The 16,818-nt window shown below is 63.5% G+C and carries 14 protein-coding genes; 6 read left to right on the forward strand and 8 right to left on the reverse strand.

The window, feature by feature from the left end; all coding sequences use genetic code 11:
- Positions 1-34: 34 nt before the first annotated feature.
- Entirely contained in the window at positions 35-1,126 is a 1,092-nt protein-coding gene (locus ACN0YL_RS07470; RefSeq protein ID WP_417470563.1) for a ferritin-like domain-containing protein, read from the forward strand.
- An 83-nt stretch (positions 1,127-1,209) separates the two neighbouring features.
- Here the strand turns inward: ACN0YL_RS07470 and ACN0YL_RS07475 are convergent, their stop codons facing one another.
- Both ACN0YL_RS07475 and ACN0YL_RS07480 read right to left on the reverse strand, forming a co-directional pair.
- Positions 1,210-2,220: a CinY protein gene (locus ACN0YL_RS07475; RefSeq protein ID WP_417497560.1), complete on the reverse strand. Its 1,011-nt coding sequence runs from the start codon at positions 2,218-2,220 to the stop codon at positions 1,210-1,212.
- Positions 2,221-2,342: 122 nt separating this feature from the next.
- Positions 2,343-3,773, reverse strand: coding sequence for a helix-turn-helix domain-containing protein (locus tag ACN0YL_RS07480; protein ID WP_417497561.1), 1,431 nt, complete (start codon positions 3,771-3,773; stop codon positions 2,343-2,345).
- A 145-nt stretch (positions 3,774-3,918) separates the two neighbouring features.
- Here ACN0YL_RS07480 and aceA point away from each other — a divergent pair, with 145 nt between their 5' ends.
- Positions 3,919-5,205 (forward strand): isocitrate lyase, encoded by a 1,287-nt coding sequence (gene aceA, locus ACN0YL_RS07485; RefSeq protein WP_417470568.1) that lies wholly within the window; start codon positions 3,919-3,921, stop codon positions 5,203-5,205.
- 80 nt (positions 5,206-5,285) lie between these two features.
- The gene (aceB, locus tag ACN0YL_RS07490; RefSeq protein ID WP_417470569.1) at positions 5,286-6,926 is read left to right on the forward strand and encodes a malate synthase A; all 1,641 of its coding nucleotides are present in this window, start codon (positions 5,286-5,288) and stop codon (positions 6,924-6,926) included.
- A gap of 85 nt (positions 6,927-7,011) precedes the next feature.
- On the opposite strand, the gene ACN0YL_RS07495 is transcribed toward aceB, so the two are convergent.
- The 5 genes from ACN0YL_RS07495 to ACN0YL_RS07515 form a co-directional block, all read right to left on the reverse strand.
- Entirely contained in the window at positions 7,012-7,527 is a 516-nt protein-coding gene (locus ACN0YL_RS07495; RefSeq protein ID WP_339741695.1) for a hypothetical protein, read from the reverse strand.
- Positions 7,524-9,476, reverse strand: coding sequence for an acetate--CoA ligase (gene acs, locus ACN0YL_RS07500; RefSeq protein ID WP_417497562.1), 1,953 nt, complete (start codon positions 9,474-9,476; stop codon positions 7,524-7,526). The genes ACN0YL_RS07495 and acs overlap by 4 nt, the downstream gene beginning before the upstream one ends.
- A gap of 127 nt (positions 9,477-9,603) precedes the next feature.
- Positions 9,604-11,364, reverse strand: coding sequence for a SulP family inorganic anion transporter (locus ACN0YL_RS07505; RefSeq protein WP_417497563.1), 1,761 nt, complete (start codon positions 11,362-11,364; stop codon positions 9,604-9,606).
- On the reverse strand, positions 11,354-12,223 hold the full coding sequence (locus ACN0YL_RS07510) for an MBL fold metallo-hydrolase (RefSeq protein WP_417497564.1): 870 nt from the start codon (positions 12,221-12,223) through the stop codon (positions 11,354-11,356). The genes ACN0YL_RS07505 and ACN0YL_RS07510 overlap by 11 nt, the downstream gene beginning before the upstream one ends.
- 104 nt (positions 12,224-12,327) lie before the next feature.
- Positions 12,328-12,636 (reverse strand): ArsR/SmtB family transcription factor, encoded by a 309-nt coding sequence (locus ACN0YL_RS07515; RefSeq protein WP_417491762.1) that lies wholly within the window; start codon positions 12,634-12,636, stop codon positions 12,328-12,330.
- A gap of 526 nt (positions 12,637-13,162) precedes the next feature.
- On the opposite strand from ACN0YL_RS07515, the gene ACN0YL_RS07520 reads away from it, so the two are divergent.
- Positions 13,163-14,089 (forward strand): DUF5655 domain-containing protein, encoded by a 927-nt coding sequence (locus ACN0YL_RS07520; protein WP_417497565.1) that lies wholly within the window; start codon positions 13,163-13,165, stop codon positions 14,087-14,089.
- Between the two features lie 283 nt (positions 14,090-14,372).
- Here ACN0YL_RS07520 and ACN0YL_RS07525 read toward each other — a convergent pair whose 3' ends face one another.
- A complete protein-coding gene (locus tag ACN0YL_RS07525) occupies positions 14,373-15,320 on the reverse strand; it encodes an SDR family oxidoreductase (protein ID WP_417497566.1) in 948 nt (315 codons plus the stop codon).
- Between the two features lie 299 nt (positions 15,321-15,619).
- Here ACN0YL_RS07525 and ACN0YL_RS07530 point away from each other — a divergent pair, with 299 nt between their 5' ends.
- Together ACN0YL_RS07530 and hisG are read left to right on the forward strand one after the other, a co-directional pair.
- Positions 15,620-15,940, forward strand: a complete 321-nt coding sequence (locus ACN0YL_RS07530) for a YerC/YecD family TrpR-related protein (RefSeq protein ID WP_417497567.1) — start codon at positions 15,620-15,622, stop codon at positions 15,938-15,940.
- Positions 15,934-16,818, forward strand: coding sequence for an ATP phosphoribosyltransferase (gene hisG / locus ACN0YL_RS07535; protein WP_417491787.1), 885 nt, complete (start codon positions 15,934-15,936; stop codon positions 16,816-16,818). Before ACN0YL_RS07530 ends, hisG begins: the two co-directional genes overlap by 7 nt.

Below are 16,818 nucleotides of genomic sequence, written 5' to 3' on the forward strand. Positions count from 1 at the left end.
CGGATATAAGCCGGATCTAGGGAGAAATGACGTCATGGGCACACTGCGCGAACTGTATCCGCTTCCGGAACTCGACAAGAACTGGTCGATTGACCAGAGGTTCAACGCCACCTTCGACTGGGATTATGATGAGGGGCGTACGACCCTCATGCACCTTTACCAGAAGGGCAAGGACATGCAGTGGGATGCGGTCAGCCGCATCGACTGGACGCAAGAGCTCGACTTCGAAAATCCGATGCAGCTGCCCGATGAGGGCATCGCCATCTTCGGGTCCCCGATGTGGGAGAAGATGACTAAGACCGAGAAGCGCGAATTCCGCCGCCATGCCCAGTCCTGGAACATCTCCCAATTCATGCAGGGTGAGCAGGCAGCCCTGATTTGCGCCGCCAAGATCGTGCAGCAGGTTCCTGATCTCGACGCGAAATTCTATGCCTCCACCCAGGTGATGGACGAGGCGCGCCATGTCGAGGCCTACAAGAATTTGCTGAACAAGTTCGGTGTCGCCTATCCGATGACCGATCCGCTCAAGCAACTGGTTGACCAGGCGCTGCGTGACAGCCGCTGGGACTTCACCTATCTGGCGATGCAGGTCGTGATTGAAGGTCTGGCGCTTGCCGCCTTCGGCACGATCCGCGACATGGCCCAGAACCCCTTGGCGCGCATGGTCAACGCCTATGTGATGGAAGACGAGGCGCGCCACGTCGCCTTTGGCCGTCTGACACTGCGCGACTACTACCCGCAACTGACCCAGGCCGAGCGCGACGAGCGCGAGGAATTCCTGGTCGAGGCCTGCTATCACATGCGCAACCGCTTCCAGGCTCGCGAAGTGTTTGAAGTGATGGGCCTGCCGGTCGAGGAATGCGTTGCCTGGGCCGACCAGTCGGAAATCATGAAGCTTTTCCGTACCATGCTGTTCCAGCGCATCGTGCCGGTGGTCAAGGATATCGGGCTTTGGGGACCGAAAATCCAGGCCGCCTACGCCGATATGGGTGTGCTCCACTATGCCGACCAGGATCTCGATACCCTGGCCAAGCAGGACGAGGATATCGCCAAGGGCCTCGACCAGGAACAGCACGGGGATGTGCGCATGGCCTATGTCCATGCCGTCGCCGGCCAGGCCGAATAGGGCTCAAGCCCGGTTCAGAGACAATGAAGGCCCCGTCAGCGATGACGGGGCCTTTTGTGTTGCGGGCAGGCCGGGAAGGATCGCTAGCAGTCGTCGGTCGGATCGTCGTGCGTGATGGCGCAAATCATCATCGCCCCGTCTTCCGCGCCATAGGTCGCCAGCAGGCGTTCGCGCAGGGTTGCCCATTTATCGGCGCTGTCCTCGATCGCGGCCTCGACGCTGCGGCGGAAATTCTCCCCGACGGTGCCGCGGCGAAGATGGCCGACGCCGATCACGGGATCGATCGGGCCGGTATCCTTGGCAAGATCGAAATGACGCAGCCTGTGCCGGCCCTGATCGCCATACAGGCAGCCTTCCTCCTCATTGACGAAGGATGCCATATCGAAACAGCCTGAAATCAGCCCGGCCGGAAAAGCCGGATTGGCGAAGCGCAGGTCCAGCCAGGGCGCGCGGCCCGTCTGGCCGAGACCCGGCGGATTTTCCAGGCCAACGGGGCGGGCCGGGTCGTGCTGGTCGACCCAGTTGGAATGGGAATAGAAATCCTGGCTGGCATGCAGGATCAGGCCGAGATGGGCGAGGATATTGCACTTGGCGCGGCCATGTTCGCTGCCGGCATAGACGCAATCGATATAGCTGGGAATCTGGCTGCCGCGGATATCGCCGTCCTCATCAAGCAGGGCGGCGGCATCGAGCACTGCATGGTCGAGATTGGACATCATCTGGTCGCGGCATTCGGTCAGCGAGGCTTGTGCCTCGGCGGCGCTGCGCGGATAGCCGGGCACATCGATATAGTCACCGGCACTGCAATGGGCGTGGGAGGTGAGCATGCCGCGGCCACGATCCGGAGCGCCGACGGCACCGAAGGAGCCTTCAGCTCCGGCGAGACTGTCGAGCGTATCGGGCTGGAAACACGCATCGCCCGAACGGCCATTGCCGCAGGCCAGCGCATGGCGTGTGATCCGGGCATGTTCGGCATCCTGGCCCATGCCGCGAATGGTGCCATAGCCCCAGCTTGCGATCGGGGCGAGGCTGGCAATTGCCAGTGTGGTGGCCAGCAGGAAGGCGGCGCGGTTATGCGGCTGTTCGGGTTTCATGGGGTGTCCTTGCTTTGCAAAGCCGCAGCGTCACCCGCAAGCCAACAGGGGCTACCCTCCACGTATCTGACGGAAAAGTCACGGGAAACCGTGTTTATGGCCGATTTCAACCAACGGTTGGCTCAGTCATCCCCGAAGGAATAGGGCGAGGCGCGCAGCTGGTGCAGGTCCATATGGAGCTTGCGATTGAGCGGCGGGAAGGCGCGCTGGGCACAGTCCTCGCGCTCGCACAGACGGCAGGCAATGCCGACCGGCTGCACCCGGCTACCCTCGAAACCGTCGGCGTGGACGATCTTGTCGGCATGGGCCCAGTCGCATCCCAGCGCGATGGCGTGGATCACCGGGCGCTGGCCGATCGGGGCCGGGCTGACCTGGCCGCGGGCAATCGAGAGATTGCGCTTGCCATCGGGCAGTTCGAAGGCCTGTACCAGCAGGCGCTCCGGCTGGCTCAACGCGTCATAGAGATTCCATTTCGGACAGCCGCCGCCCGAGCGCGCAAATGGCATGATGCCGCCGCCAAAGCGTTTCGAGACATTGCCGGCCTGGTCGACCCGGATCATGAAGAAGGGCAGGCCGCGCGCGCCGGGGCGCTGCAGCGTCGTCAGGCGGTGGCAGATCTGCTCGAAACTGACCTCGAAGCGCCGCTGCAGCCGGTCGACATCATAACGCGTCTCCTCGGCCACTTTCAGCATCTCGCCATAGGGCATGTGGACGGCGCCGGCGAAATAATTGGCCAGGCCGATGCGGTAGAGCCGCCGCGCCTCGTCATTGGGCAGATTGGCGGCGTCACACAGCGCATCGAGCGTGTCGCCCAGTTCCAGCGAGGCGAGCACGACGGCCATGTTGAAGGAGCGTGACCCAGGCGGCAGCGCTTCGGAGAGCAGCAGGCGGCGGCCGTGGAAGTCGAGCCGGCGGCGCGCGCCGGCCATGATGGTTTCGTCAAGAACGCGTACCGCGAAGCCGTGGCGCTCCAGCAAATGCCGGGTGAGGGCGCTCTCGCAGATGCGTGGCTTGATGCCGGTCTCCCGGATGAGGGCCTCGGCCGCCTCTTCCAGTTCGGGGAAATGGTTCTGGCGTGCATCGAGCGCATCGCGCACGCTTTCCAGCACGGCCCCCGGGCCGCCATGGGCCGAGCCCGGGCCGCTCATGCGGCTGGCCAGGTCGGCTGTAGCGGCGCTGGTCTCGCGATAGGATTGATACAGGCGGGCAAAGGCTTCCGCGACGCGGGGGTGGCCATCGGCCAGCTCGTTGAGCTCGATCCGGTCCAGCTCCATGCCGGCGAGCAGCGGGTCGGCGGCAGCCTCGCGCAGGTCGGACAGCAATTGCTTGTCGGATTCCTGGGCAAAGGCGCGGACATCCACGTCGAACGCGTCGGCGAGCGAGAGCAGCACGCGCGCCGTCACCGGGCGCTGATTGCGTTCCAGCAGGTTGAGATAGCTTGGTGACAGGCCGAGTGCCGCGGCAGCCTCGGCCTGGGTGAGCCCGCGTTCGCGGCGCAGACGGCGCAGGCGGGCGCCGGCGAAGATCTTCTCGAGGGGCTGGGCTTCGCTCATGGTTTGTACCAAAAATGACAAGATGACATCATGACAATGTAATTAGTATACATCGTGTCCGCTTTATATGGAAGGCGTTATCGACACCCCTGCTGCCGTTTGACACCATGAGGGCAATTCAACTCCCACAGTTATGGTGACAAAGATGACAAGCTTCAAAGATTTGGTTCCCGGTGCTGCTGCCGACCGTTTTGACGGTATCCAGCGCGGTTATGGCGTCGAGGACGTCCTCAAGCTGCGCGGCTCTGTCCAGATTCGCAATACGCTGGCCGAGCGCGGCGCCGAAAAGCTCTGGAGCCTGCTCAAGACCGAGCCCTATATCAATGCGCTCGGCGCCATGTCGGGCAATCAGGCGATGCAACAGGTCCGTGCCGGCCTGAAAGCGATCTATCTGTCCGGCTGGCAGGTTGCTGCCGACGCCAATGTCGCCGGCGCGATGTATCCCGATCAGTCACTCTATCCGGCCAATTCCGGCCCCGAGCTGGCGCGCAAGATCAATCGTGCCCTGCAACGCGCCGACCAGGTCGAATTCTCCGAAGGCAATGTGACGCGCGATTGGTTCGCGCCGATCGTCGCCGATGCCGAAGCCGGCTTTGGTGGTCCGCTCAACTGCTTTGAAATCATGAAAGCCTATATCGAGGCGGGCGCTGCCGGCGTTCACTTCGAAGACCAGCTCGCTTCGGAAAAGAAGTGTGGCCACTTGGGCGGCAAGGTGCTGATCCCGACCCAGGCGCATGAGCGCAATCTGATCGCGGCCCGTCTCGCGGCCGATGTGATGGGCGTCTCGACCATCACGGTTGCCCGCACCGATGCCGAAAGCGCCAAGCTGCTGACCTCCGACATTGATGAGCGCGACCATCCCTTCATCGATTTCGATGCCGGCCGGACGCCTGAAGGCTTCTTCCGCATCAAGGACGGCGTCGGCGTCGACCATTGTATCGCGCGCTCGATCGAATACGGCAAATATGCCGACCTCTTGTGGTGGGAAACCTCCAAGCCGAATCTCGACGAGGCCCGCCGCTTCGCCGAAGCCGTGCACAAGAAATACCCTGGCAAGATGATGGCCTACAATTGTTCGCCAAGCTTCAACTGGGAAGCCAATCTCGACAAGGAAACGATCGCCAAATACCAGCGTGAACTCGGCGCCATGGGCTATAAATACCAGTTCGTGACCCTGGCCGGCTTCCACAGCCTCAATCACGGCATGTTCGAACTGGCCCGTGGCTACAAGGATCGTGGCATGGCGGCTTATTCCGAGCTGCAGCAGGCCGAATTTGCTTCGGAAGCCGATGGCTACACCGCGACGCGTCACCAGCGCGAAGTCGGTACCGGCTATTTCGACCAGGTCTCTCTGGCCCTGACCGGCGGCACCTCCTCGACGACCGCCATGGGCGAGTCGACCGAGTCGGCGCAGTTCGAGAGCGCCGAATAGGCCTTCAGGCCCTTTGAACCCAGGCGGGGTGCGCAGACCATCCGCGCACCCCGCATATCTTTTGCCGACTGGAGACAGCCATGACACAGATTACACCGAGCGGCGTTGAAATCCTGGGCCATCTCGAGCCGGGTTACCGCGATATTCTCAGCCATGAGGCGCTGGACTTCCTCGCCGGCCTGCATCGCCGTTTCGAGAAGCGCCGTCAGTCGCTGCTGCGCCATCGTGCCGAGCGCCAGGCCGAGCTGAATGTCGGTGCCTTGCTGATGTTCCCGCACGAGACCGCCGATATCCGCGCCAGTGAGTGGAAAGTCCGCCCGGCGCCCGCCGATCTGCAGGACCGCCGTGTCGAGATCACCGGTCCGGTTGATCGCAAAATGGTCGTCAACGCGCTCAATTCCGGCGCCAAATGTTTCATGGCCGACTTCGAGGATGCGACCTCGCCGGTCTGGTCCAACCTGATCGAGGGACAGATCAATCTGCGCGACGCCGTGCGCCGCGAGATCGATTATGTCGACGAGAAAAACGGCAAGCGCTACCAGATCAATGAAGACGCTGCGGTGTTGATCGTGCGTCCGCGCGGCTGGCATCTCGATGAACGCAATCTGCGCGTCAACGGTCAGGCCATCTCCGGGTCCTTCTTCGATTTCGGCCTGTATCTGTTCAATAATCACGCCGCCCTGAAAGAGCGCGGCACGGGGCCATACTTCTACCTGCCCAAGATCGAGTCCCGCTTCGAGGCGCGGTTGTGGGCGCTGGTCTTCCAGCATGCCGAGGACGAACTTGGTCTCGAGCGCGGCACCATCCGCGCCACCGTGCTGATCGAGACCCTGCCGGCCAGTTTCGAGCTTGACGAGATCCTGTACGAGCTGCGCGGCAATATTGTTGCCCTCAATTGCGGCCGCTGGGACTATATTTTCAGCTATATCAAACGCCTGCAGGCACGCCCCGAGCATGTCCTGCCCGATCGCTCGGCGGTGACGATGAAAACCCCCTTCATGGCGGCCTATTCCCGGCGCGTTGTGGCGGTTTGCCACCGCCGCGGTGCCCATGCGATGGGCGGCATGTCGGCCTTCATCCCCGTCAAGGGCGATGAAGCGGCCAATGATGCGGCGCTGGAACAGGTCCGCCAGGACAAGCTGCGCGAAGTGAAAAATGGCCATGACGGCACCTGGGTCGCGCACCCCGATCTCGTAACGGTTGCCATGGAGGTGTTCGACAAACACATGCCGGACGCCAACCAGCTCGATTTCGTTGACGAATTCGCCATGCCGGTGACGACGCATGATCTGCTCAAGGCGCCCGAAGGCGAGATCAGCGATGCCGGTGTTGCCGACAATATCGATGTCGCCATCCGCTATATCGCGGCCTGGCTGGGTGGCCGCGGCGCCGTGCCGATCCGCAATCTGATGGAAGATGCCGCCACCGCCGAGATCGCGCGGGCCCAGCTCTGGCAGTGGCGCCGTTTCGGCAAATCGACCCGCGAGGGCACGGCGCTCACCGATGCCGGACTGGCCGCGCAGATTGAATCAACCTGCACGGCGCTTCAGGGCGAGGTTGCCGGCCGGGAAGAGATCCAGAACCAGATCCGCCAGGCGGCGACAATCCTGCACGATCTGGTGCTGTCGGAGGAATTCGTCGAATTCCTCACCCTGCCGGCCTATGACGTGCTGACCGAAGGGCTCAAGAAGTCGATGCGACTGAAAGAGTTCGAGGACTGATCCCGGCGCGTTCAGCGTCCAGTACAAAGACCGGTTGCGAGGCTCGCAGCCGGTCTTTTCTGTCTGCCGGGAGCGGGTGCGGCGATCAGGAACCGCTCATGCTGGAGGGCATGCGATAGCCGCACATATCGGCCAGTTTCCAGCCATCAGCGGTGCTTTCAAAGCGGCAGCTGAGGAAATCGCGCATGGCGCTGCCATAGGGCGGGGGTGCATCGGCCAGCGGCGTGGCAGCCGGCGGGGCGACGCGGTTGAAGGCCGCCTGCGGATAGACCAGCACCTGACGCACGGTCTCGGTTGCCGCGACGCGCGGATCATCGATGATGCACAGCGGTGGCTGCGACAGCATGCCGACCAGCGTGCCCTGGGTCTGCCCCGGTGCCCCCCAGACCCAGGCGCGCACCAGCGGGTCGCGCCGGATGAAGGCATTGCGCAGCGCGTTTGGTGCCAGGCTCTGGCTCACATTGGTTTCATTATGGCTGATGATGGCGGCGAAGGCGGCCATCTCATGGGCTTGCGGCGCGCGGCAGGCGGGCACGGTTTCGGTGGCACAGGCGGCCAGAAGGCTGCTGGCGGCGACGGCTAGGACAACAACACGCTTCATCGGTTTTTCCGGTTCTCGATCAGATCTTCAACAACGCTCGGGTCCGCGAGTGTAGACGTGTCTCCCAGATTGCCAAACTCGTTCTCGGCGATCTTGCGCAAAATGCGCCGCATGATCTTGCCCGAACGGGTCTTTGGCAGGCCCGGGGCGAATTGCACCAGGTCGGGCGTCGCGATCGGGCCGATCTCCTGGCGCACCCACTGGCGCAGCATTTTCGCCGAATCCTCGTTCGGCACGATGCCGGAATTCAGCGTCACATAACAATAGATCCCCTGGCCCTTGATATCGTGCGGATAACCGACGACGGCCGCCTCGGCGACATCGGTATGGGCCACGAGTGCGCTCTCGATCTCGGCCGTGCCGAGCCGGTGACCGGAGACATTGAGCACGTCGTCGACGCGGCCCGTGATCCACCAATAACCGTCCTCGTCACGGCGCGCGCCATCGCCGGTGAAATAGGCGCCGGGATAGGTCGAGAAATAGGTGTCGATGAAGCGCTGGTGGTCGCCATAGATTGTGCGCGCCTGGCCGGGCCAGGAGCGCTCGATGATCAGATTGCCCTCGGCCGCGCCGGTCTCGGGCAGGGGCGCACCCTCACTGCTGACCAGCGCCGGGACGATGCCAAAGACGGGCTTGGTCGCCGAGCCGGGCTTGAGATCGGTGGCGCCGGGCAGGGGGGAAATCATGATGCCGCCGGTCTCCGTCTGCCACCAGGTATCGACGATCGGGCAGCGGCCATCGCCGACGACGCGGTGATACCAGGTCCAGGCTTCCGGATTGATCGGTTCGCCGACCGAGCCGAGCAGGCGCAGCGAGGCGCGGGAGGAACCCTGCACCGGCCCGTCGCCCTCGCGCATCAGGGCGCGGATCGCTGTCGGGGCGGTGTAGAAGATATTGACCTGGTGTTTGTCGATCACCTGCCAGAAGCGGTCCGGCCCGGGCCAGGTCGGGATGCCCTCGAACATCAGCGTCGTGGCGCCATTGGCGAGTGGCCCGTAGAGAATATAGCTGTGGCCGGTGACCCAGCCGACATCGGCGGTGCACCAATAGATCTCGCCGCGTTTGTAATCGAACACATATTCATGCGTCATCGCCGCCCACACCATATAGCCGCCGGTGGTGTGCAGCACGCCCTTGGGCTGGCCGGTCGAGCCGGAGGTGTAGAGGATGAAGAGCGGGTCTTCCGCATTCATCGGCTCGGGCGGGCAGGTGGCGGGCTGGCGCGCGATCAGGTCGTGATACCAGACATCACGGGCCGGATCCCATTTCATCGCGCCGCCGGTGCGCTTGACGACGACGACCTGTTTGACGCCGGGCGCGTGATGCATCGCCCGGTCGACATTGGCCTTCAGCGGCGTCGCCTTGCCGCCGCGCATGCCCTCATCGGCGGTGATGACAATGTCGCTGGCGCAATCATTGATCCGCCCGGCCAGGGCTTCCGGCGAGAAGCCGCCAAACACGACTGAATGCACCGCCCCGATGCGGGCGCAGGCGAGCATGGCATAGGCCGCTTCCGGGATCATCGGCATGTAGATGGTGACGCGGTCGCCCTTCTTGACGCCGAGCGATTTGAGACCATTGGCCAGGCGGCAGACATGGTCGTGCAGCTCGCCATAGGTGATTTTCGTGCTGGCGGCGGGATCATCGCCCTCCCAGATGATCGCGGTGTCATGGGCGCGCTCGGGCAGATGCCGGTCGATGCAATTGGCGCAGGCATTGAGCGTGCCGTCGGCGAACCAGCGGATATGCAAATCATCCTTGTCCCATGAGGTGTCCTCGACCTGGGTGAAGGGCGTCATCCACTCCAGCCGCGCCGCTTCCTGACGCCAGAAGGCGTCGGGCTGATCGACCGATTGCCGGTAAAGTTCGGCATAGCGTTCGGCATTGACGAGGGTGGAGCGCTTGCTGGATTCGGGGACGGGATAGACGGTCTGGTCCTGGGACGGCATGGGCGGGAACTCCGGTTTGGATCGCGGATGGACGAATATGCAGTCTAGCCTATGGCAGGGGTGAGGATAATGGGGATTTCAGGACGGACTCAAGCCGGGGCCCGGGGGCGTTCGCAGGCGCGTCTGCTCAGGCCTGCAGACCTTCGGCCCGCAGCGTTGTGTCCGGGTCGAGGGTGCGCATGGCGGCATATTGCGACAGGAAGACCTCGCCGGACAGCGCCTCGAGGAAGCCGGCGGCGCCGAGCCGGTCACTGACCGGACCGATCACTTCGGACAGGTGCAGTTTGACACCGGCATCCATCAGGCGGTGATTGATCGCGACCAGGCTTTCCAGCGCACTGGCATCGACGAAATTGACCGCCGGGAACATCAGGACGAAATCGGTGATACCGTCATTGCCGGCGATAATGTCGGCGACGAGTTCCTCCAGGAAACGCGCATTGGCGAAATACAGCGCCCCGTCGACGCGCAGGGCGTAGACATGCGGCGAGATGATCACCTCATGCCGGTTCGGATTGCGGAAATGATGCGTGCCCGGCACCTGGCCGACGCGCGTCCAGTGCGGCCGCATCGTGCGCTGTAGCGCCGCGCCGACCGAGAGCACCACGCCGAGGGTCAGGCCGATCTCGACGCCGAGAAACAGCACACCAAACAGGGTCAGAAACGCCGCCGCGCCATCGGCCGGGGCATATTTCCACGCCTTCCACAGACCGCCGAAATCGGCCAGCTTGGCAACAGCCACCAGGATGGTCGCGGCCAGGGTTGCCTTGGGCAGGAAGTGGAAGAGGGGGGTTAAAAACACCGCGACCGCCAGGATGACCACCGCCGTCATGACGCCGGCCAGCGGGGTTTGCGCGCCGGCGGCCTCATTGACGACCGAGCGGGCAAAACCGCCGGTCACCGGATAGCCGCCGGTCAGGGCGGCGGCCGCATTGGCCGCGCCGAGGCCGAAGAGTTCGCGGTCCGGATTGACGCTTTCGCGCCGTCTTGCCGCGAGCGACTGGCCGACCGAGACGCTTTCGACGAAGCCGATCAGGGAGATCAGCGCCGCCGGCCCGATCAGGGCTCGCCAGATATCAAGGCTGACGATGGGCAATTGCAGCGGGGGCAAACCACTCGGCAGGGCGCCGACCACGGCCAGATCGGCGCTGTTGTCGAGATGCAGCCCCCAGGCGATGGCGGTGGCCAATACGACGAGGCCGGCCGGGGCGGCGCGGGCGATGCCGCCGGCCATGTCGTCGCTCAGCTTCATCGCCGTCAACAGGCGCGGCAGCACGGTGCGAGCCGCGACCAGGAAAGCGATACTGCCGACACCGATCACCAGCGCCACCAGATTGATCGCGGTCAGCTGCGGCGTCATCGAGAGCAGGATTTCCGGCAGGGTCGAGCCGTGGGAGTTGATGCCGAGGATATGCTTGGCCTGGCTGGCGATGATCAGAATCGTCGAGGCGGTAACAAAGGCGCCCACCACCGGCCGGCTGAGGAAGTTGGAGACACTGCCGAGCTTGAACAGGCCAAACATCAGCAGGAAGAAACTCGAGAGCGCGGCCAGCGCCCCGGCGGCGGCCATTTGTTGTGCCGGATCGGTCAGTCCGAGATTGCCGATCGCCGCCGCCGTCATCAGGGAGACAACCGCGACCGGCCCGACGGCCAGCACCCGGCTCGAGCCGAACAGGGCATACGCCACCAGCGGCGCGATCGAGGCATAAAGCCCCGCCTGCGCCGGCAGGCCGGCGAGCAGGGCATAGGCGAGGCTTTGCGGGATCAGCAGGATCGCCGTGATCAGGCTCGCCAGCGCATCCTCGCCAAAGGTGCGGCGGCTATAGCCCTCCAGCCATTGCAGACCCGGCAGGATCCGCTTGGCGCGCTGGAAGAGCTCAGACTGCATTGAGCGGGATTTTCAGATAGCGGCGGCCATTCTCCGCCGGCTCCGGCAGATGCCCGGCGCGCATATTGACCTGCACCGAGGGCAGGATCAGCGTCGGCATTGACAGCGTCGCGTCGCGCTCCGTGCGCATCTTGACGAATTCCGCTTCGGTGGTGCCGGCCTTGATATGGATATTGCTGGCCTTCTGCTCGCCAACCGTCGTCTCCCAGGCATAATGCTCGCGGCCCGGCGCCATATAGTCGTGGCACATGAAGAGCCGCGTCTCGTCGGGCAGGGCGTAAATCTTCTGGATCGAGTGATACAACGTCGCCGCATCGCCGCCGGGGAAGTCGCAGCGCGCGGTGCCGAAATCGGGCATGAAGAGCGTGTCGCCGACAAAGCCGGCATCGCCGATATGATAGACCTGACAGGCCGGCGTATGGCCCGGTGTCCAGATCGCCTCGGCCTCGAGCCCGCCGATCTTGAAGCGCTCGCCATCCTCGAAGAGATGGTCGAATTGCGAGCCGTCATGGGCAAAACCCGGCCCGGCATCGAAGATCTCGCCGAACACGTCCTGCACCTGGCTGACATGATTGCCGATGCCGATCCGGCCGCCGAGATGCTCCTTGATATAGGGCGCCGCCGAGAGATGGTCGGCATGGACATGGGTTTCCAGCACCCACTCCACCGTCAGCCCCTCGGCGCGGACAAATTCGATCACCGTATCGGCCGATTTCGTCGTCGTGCGCCCGGAGGCGGGGCAGTAATTGAGCACGGAATCGATCACGGCGGCGCGCTTGGTCGCCGGATCCCAGACGACATAGCTGACCGTGAACGTGTCCGGGTCGAAGAAGGATTTGATTTCCGGTTTCTGCTTCATCGCTGGACTCCTGGGACGCGGATGGCTGCGGTGTGTCTGTAATGGATATAGGGTGTCTGCAAAACTCTGCAAGTACGCAAATGCGATTGAACCGCCCGCACCGTTCAGGCGGGGGCGGGTGGACAATAGGTCTTGTAGAGAGATTCCATGATGGTGCGAATCTCGGCGCTGGCGAGGCTGTAGTAAATCGTCTGGTTCTCGCGCCGCGTCGCCACCAGCCCCTTGGCACGCAGGATCGCCAATTGCTGCGACATCGCCTGGTCACGCACCCCCAGCGCCGCCGCCAGCTCGCCCACCGAGCGCTCCTGATCCACCAGCGCACACAGCGCCAGCAACCGCTTGGGATGCGCCAGCGTCTTCATCACATCAGCGACGCTCTCGGCGACCGGCTGCATCTCGGTGTAGTCCATCATGGGTGCAAGACTCTGTAGCTATGAGATGATGGAGATATAGGGGCTGGGGTGGTGAAAGGCGAGGGGGCGGGGCACTTTCCTCCCCGCAACAGCGGGGAGGGGGACCGCGAAGCGGTGGACCCTCCGCCGCCGAGGCTATGGAGGGGGGCGGGGCCGGCGCGCATCGCGCGGCGGTGCCTGGCGCCGGCGTCTGCCCGCAGCCTGCGGCCGCGGCCCCATCGGCCCGGACTACGTCCGCGCCACTTCCCCGCTAGCGGGGAAGAAAGCGGGGTGGTGCTCAAGGGTGGTCGAGGAGGGACGTGTACCTTTGGTACGCGTCCCGGGGGAAAAGGGTCGACGGGGCGGCTCACCGCAAGAATTTGGTGTCTGCTTACCTGAACACACGAGCGGATTCCGCACCTTGGTCCAGCCGGGCGCCACTGCCGTGGCTACCACGTCCTGCGAGGGTGTCCTGAGCTGGAACAATGTGCATTTGAGATCTATACAACTTCCCCAGCTTTCCAGTTTCCGCGGAGACCGTATTTGCATGAGTGATTTGAAACTCTTTCGCCTCCACGCTGATCGCGTCGCGGAGATCCACGGTAAGGCCGCTGCTCTGGAAAAGTCGCTGCAGGCGTTGATCGAACGCAATCTGGAAACGTTCCTGGGTGTTCGCTTTCTGGCGTCAGAGTTTTCGACCGGTCGCGAACATGGCGGGCGCATGGACACGCTGGGCATCGACGAAAATGGATGCCCGGTGATTATTGAGTACAAGCGCGCAACGAATGCGAATGTCATCAATCAGGGCCTCTTCTACCTCGATTGGCTTGTTACCCACCGCGGCGACTTCGAAATGTTGGTGCTGAAAAACCTTGGCGCTGAATCTGCGCAGGCGGTCGAATGGTCGGCACCGAGGTTGATCTGTATCGCTGGCGATTTCAGCAAGTATGATGAGCACGCCATCAAACAGATGAACCACAATATCGAACTGATACGGTATATGAGGTTCGGTGATGACCTATTGATGCTGGAACAAGTGAACGCCGTCTCCGCGCCAACCAATGGCGCTGCAGCAGCCCAGGTGATGTCCGCCGGTCCCAGCGGTGCACGAGCCGCCGACAAGACAGTCTCGGACTATTTGGCGCAGGCTGACCAAGAACTCACCGACCGATTTGATGCCTTGAAGGAATACCTGACGAATCTGGGAGACGACGTTCAGGTCAAGGCGCTGAAAAAATATTTTGCTTTCAAGCGCATCAAAAACTTCGCCTGCGTTGAGGTCCACACCCGAACCCGCAATTTGCTGGTTTATGTGAAGGTTGATCCTGACACGATTCAGCTTGAACAGGGGTTTACCCGGGACGTCCGGAAGATCGGACATTTTGGGACAGGGGATCTGGAAATCGTTATCAGCTCTGCTGCTGATTTCGAAAGAGCGAAGGCGCTTCTCGATCTTAGCTATGAAAATGGGTGAGGTAATCTCGCTTACTTCCCCACCGGGCCACACCCCACCCTGAAAACCATGCCGGGATCCGGCCAGACTGGCAAGGCTTCCAGGGATCGCTCCGCCCGGCGTGGGGCGGGCCTGGCGGGACGTGAAGGGCGCAGGCTCGTCGATTTTGCCGGCTGCACGCACCGGTCACCGAAGAGGGACGTGTACCTCTGGTACGCGTCCCGGGGAAAAGGGGAGTCTGCCTTGGGACAGGTGCCAGAGCTACCTGCCCTCGTTGCTGCCCATCACCCCCCGCTCATCCCGGTCAGAGATCCCAGCTAAACCCCGTCGCCGCTGCCGACACGGTCCACAGCCTTTGCATGACCGCCTTGTCATGGGCGTGCGGGTTGAGCGTGCCCTTGCCGACCGGGCCGCCCGTCTGCATTGGGCCGGTGGGACCATAGAGCGCGCGCGGTTCCAGACCGTCCTCGGTCGCGCACATGACTTCCGGCCAGGAGCCTTTTTCGGCGCTTTGCACCAGCGGCGTCCGGCTCAGCAGCCACCAGCTCATCCGTGTCAGCAGCCCGCCGCTGGTGGCGATGAGCGAGGTCGCGGATGCGCCGGGGTGACAGACATAGACCCCGACTTCCTTGCCCGCCGCCTTGAGGCGGTCCTGCAGCTCATAGGCAAACATCATCTGCGCCAGCTTGCTCTGGCTATAGACCGGGTTGGGGCTGTAATTGTGGTCCCAGTTCATGTCGTCGAACTGGATGGTCCGGATCCCCATATTATAGCCGAGGCTGGCGACCACGACGATCCGGCCGCCGCTCGCCTCGATGCGGCCGAACAGCAGGCCGCTCAGCAGGAAATGCCCGTAATGATTGGTGCCAAGCTGGCTTTCAAAGCCATCAGGGGTGAGCGTCCGGGTCGGCACTTGCGCAATCGCCGCATTGCAGATCAGCGCGTCGATCCGCGGCACGGTCTGCAACACCTCCTCCGCCGCTGCGCGCACGCTGGCCAGCTCGGCCAGGTCCATGCGCACGAAACTGACATCGGCCGCCGCGCCAAATTCCGCCTGCAGCTGTTTGACAGCGGCCGTCGATTTCTCCGCGCTGCGGTTCAGCATCACCAGTCTGGCCCCCTTCGACAAAAGGATGCGCGAGGCCTGGAAGCCGGCGCCTGCATTGCCGCCGGTGATGACGAAGGTCTTGCCCGCCAGCGAGCCGAGACGCTCCGGCGTCCAGCCCCTGGGTCCGAATGTGGTATCTGTCATGGGCTTGCTCCTTGCGGCACCGGCAGGGCAGCTGGGCGATGCGTGCGTGGGGAAAAACGGGGGCATTCGTCGTTCAAGGCCGCGAAACGCCTAGCTTGAAAAATCGGGCCCCAGCGGCCAAACCCCGCCGTGAAAACCATGCCGGGATCCGCCCTGCCTGGCAAGGATTTCAGGGATCGCTCCGCCCCGCGCGGCGGCCTTGCCGGGAGGAATTGGCGTCCGCGCCTGGTCACACCCCTGCACTTGCCCCATTGTATTAGCGCGCTAACACGCTATATCGAGGCTCAGGAGGACGATCCATGATCGACGAGACGTCAGATGAACGCCGCAGCGACCAGCCCGACCTGGCTCCGCTCGTCGCCGCATTGCGCGCCATCAAGACCGATGAGGAGGGCGAACGCTTCCTGCGCGATCTGCTCACGCCGGGCGAGATGAAGACGCTGACCGAGCGCTGGCGCGTCGCCGGCCTGCTCGCCGAGGGCGGTCATTCCTATCGCGAGATCGCCGAGATGACCGGCGCCTCGACCACCACCGTCACCCGCGTCTCGCGCTTCCTCACCCAGGAGCCCTGGCAGGGCTACCGCCTCATTCTGCAACGCCTCAAGGAGGCCCAATTGTGACCCGTTTGCGCATCGCCGTTCAAAGCAAGGGCCGTCTCTCCGAAGGCGGTATGGATCTGTTGAAGCGTTGCGGTCTGCGCTTCGCCTATGGCCGCGACAAGCTGCACCAGCGCGCCGAGAACATGCCCGTCGACCTGATGCTGGTGCGCGATGACGATATCCCGAATTTCGTCGCCAGCGGGGCGTGCGATTACGGCATTGTCGGCGAGAATGTACTGCGCGAAGAACAACTTGCCGGTGGCCGCACCTCCGAGCTGGAGATCGCCCTGCGGCTCGGCTTTGCCACTTGCCGGCTCAAGCTCGCCGTGCCGGTCGAGGGCGAGATCCGGACGCTGGAGGATCTGCAGGGCAAGGCAATCGCCACCTCCTATCCCGGCATCACCAAAGCCTATCTTGCGGAGCGCGGTATCGAGGTCGAGATCGTCGAGATGCGCGGTTCGGTCGAGGTCGCGCCGCGGCTGCACATTGCCGATGCGATCTGCGATCTGGTCTCCTCCGGCGCGACGCTGCAGGCCAATGGCCTCAAGGCGATCGAGACCGTGTTCGAAAGCGAGGCGGTGCTGATCCGCCGCAAGGGCGCCCGCGATGCCGAGACCGACGCCATCGCCCGCATCCTGATGCGCCGCGCCGAGGGCGTGATCGCCTCCTCGCAGACCAAATACATCATGCTCAACGCGCCGAAAGACCGGCTCGACGCCATCCGTGCCTTGCTGCCCGGTGCCGACGCGCCGACCATCGCCCAGGTCGCGGGCCGCGATGATGTGGTGGCGCTGCACGCGGTCTGCCGCGAGCGCGTCTTCTGGGAAACCCTCGAAGCGCTGGAAAAAGAGGGCGCCCGCGCCATCCTGGTCCTGCCGATCGAAAAAATGCTGGCCTGA

Source organism: Maricaulis sp. (assembly GCF_048269565.1).
Taxonomy (GTDB): Bacteria; Pseudomonadota; Alphaproteobacteria; order Caulobacterales; family Maricaulaceae; genus Maricaulis.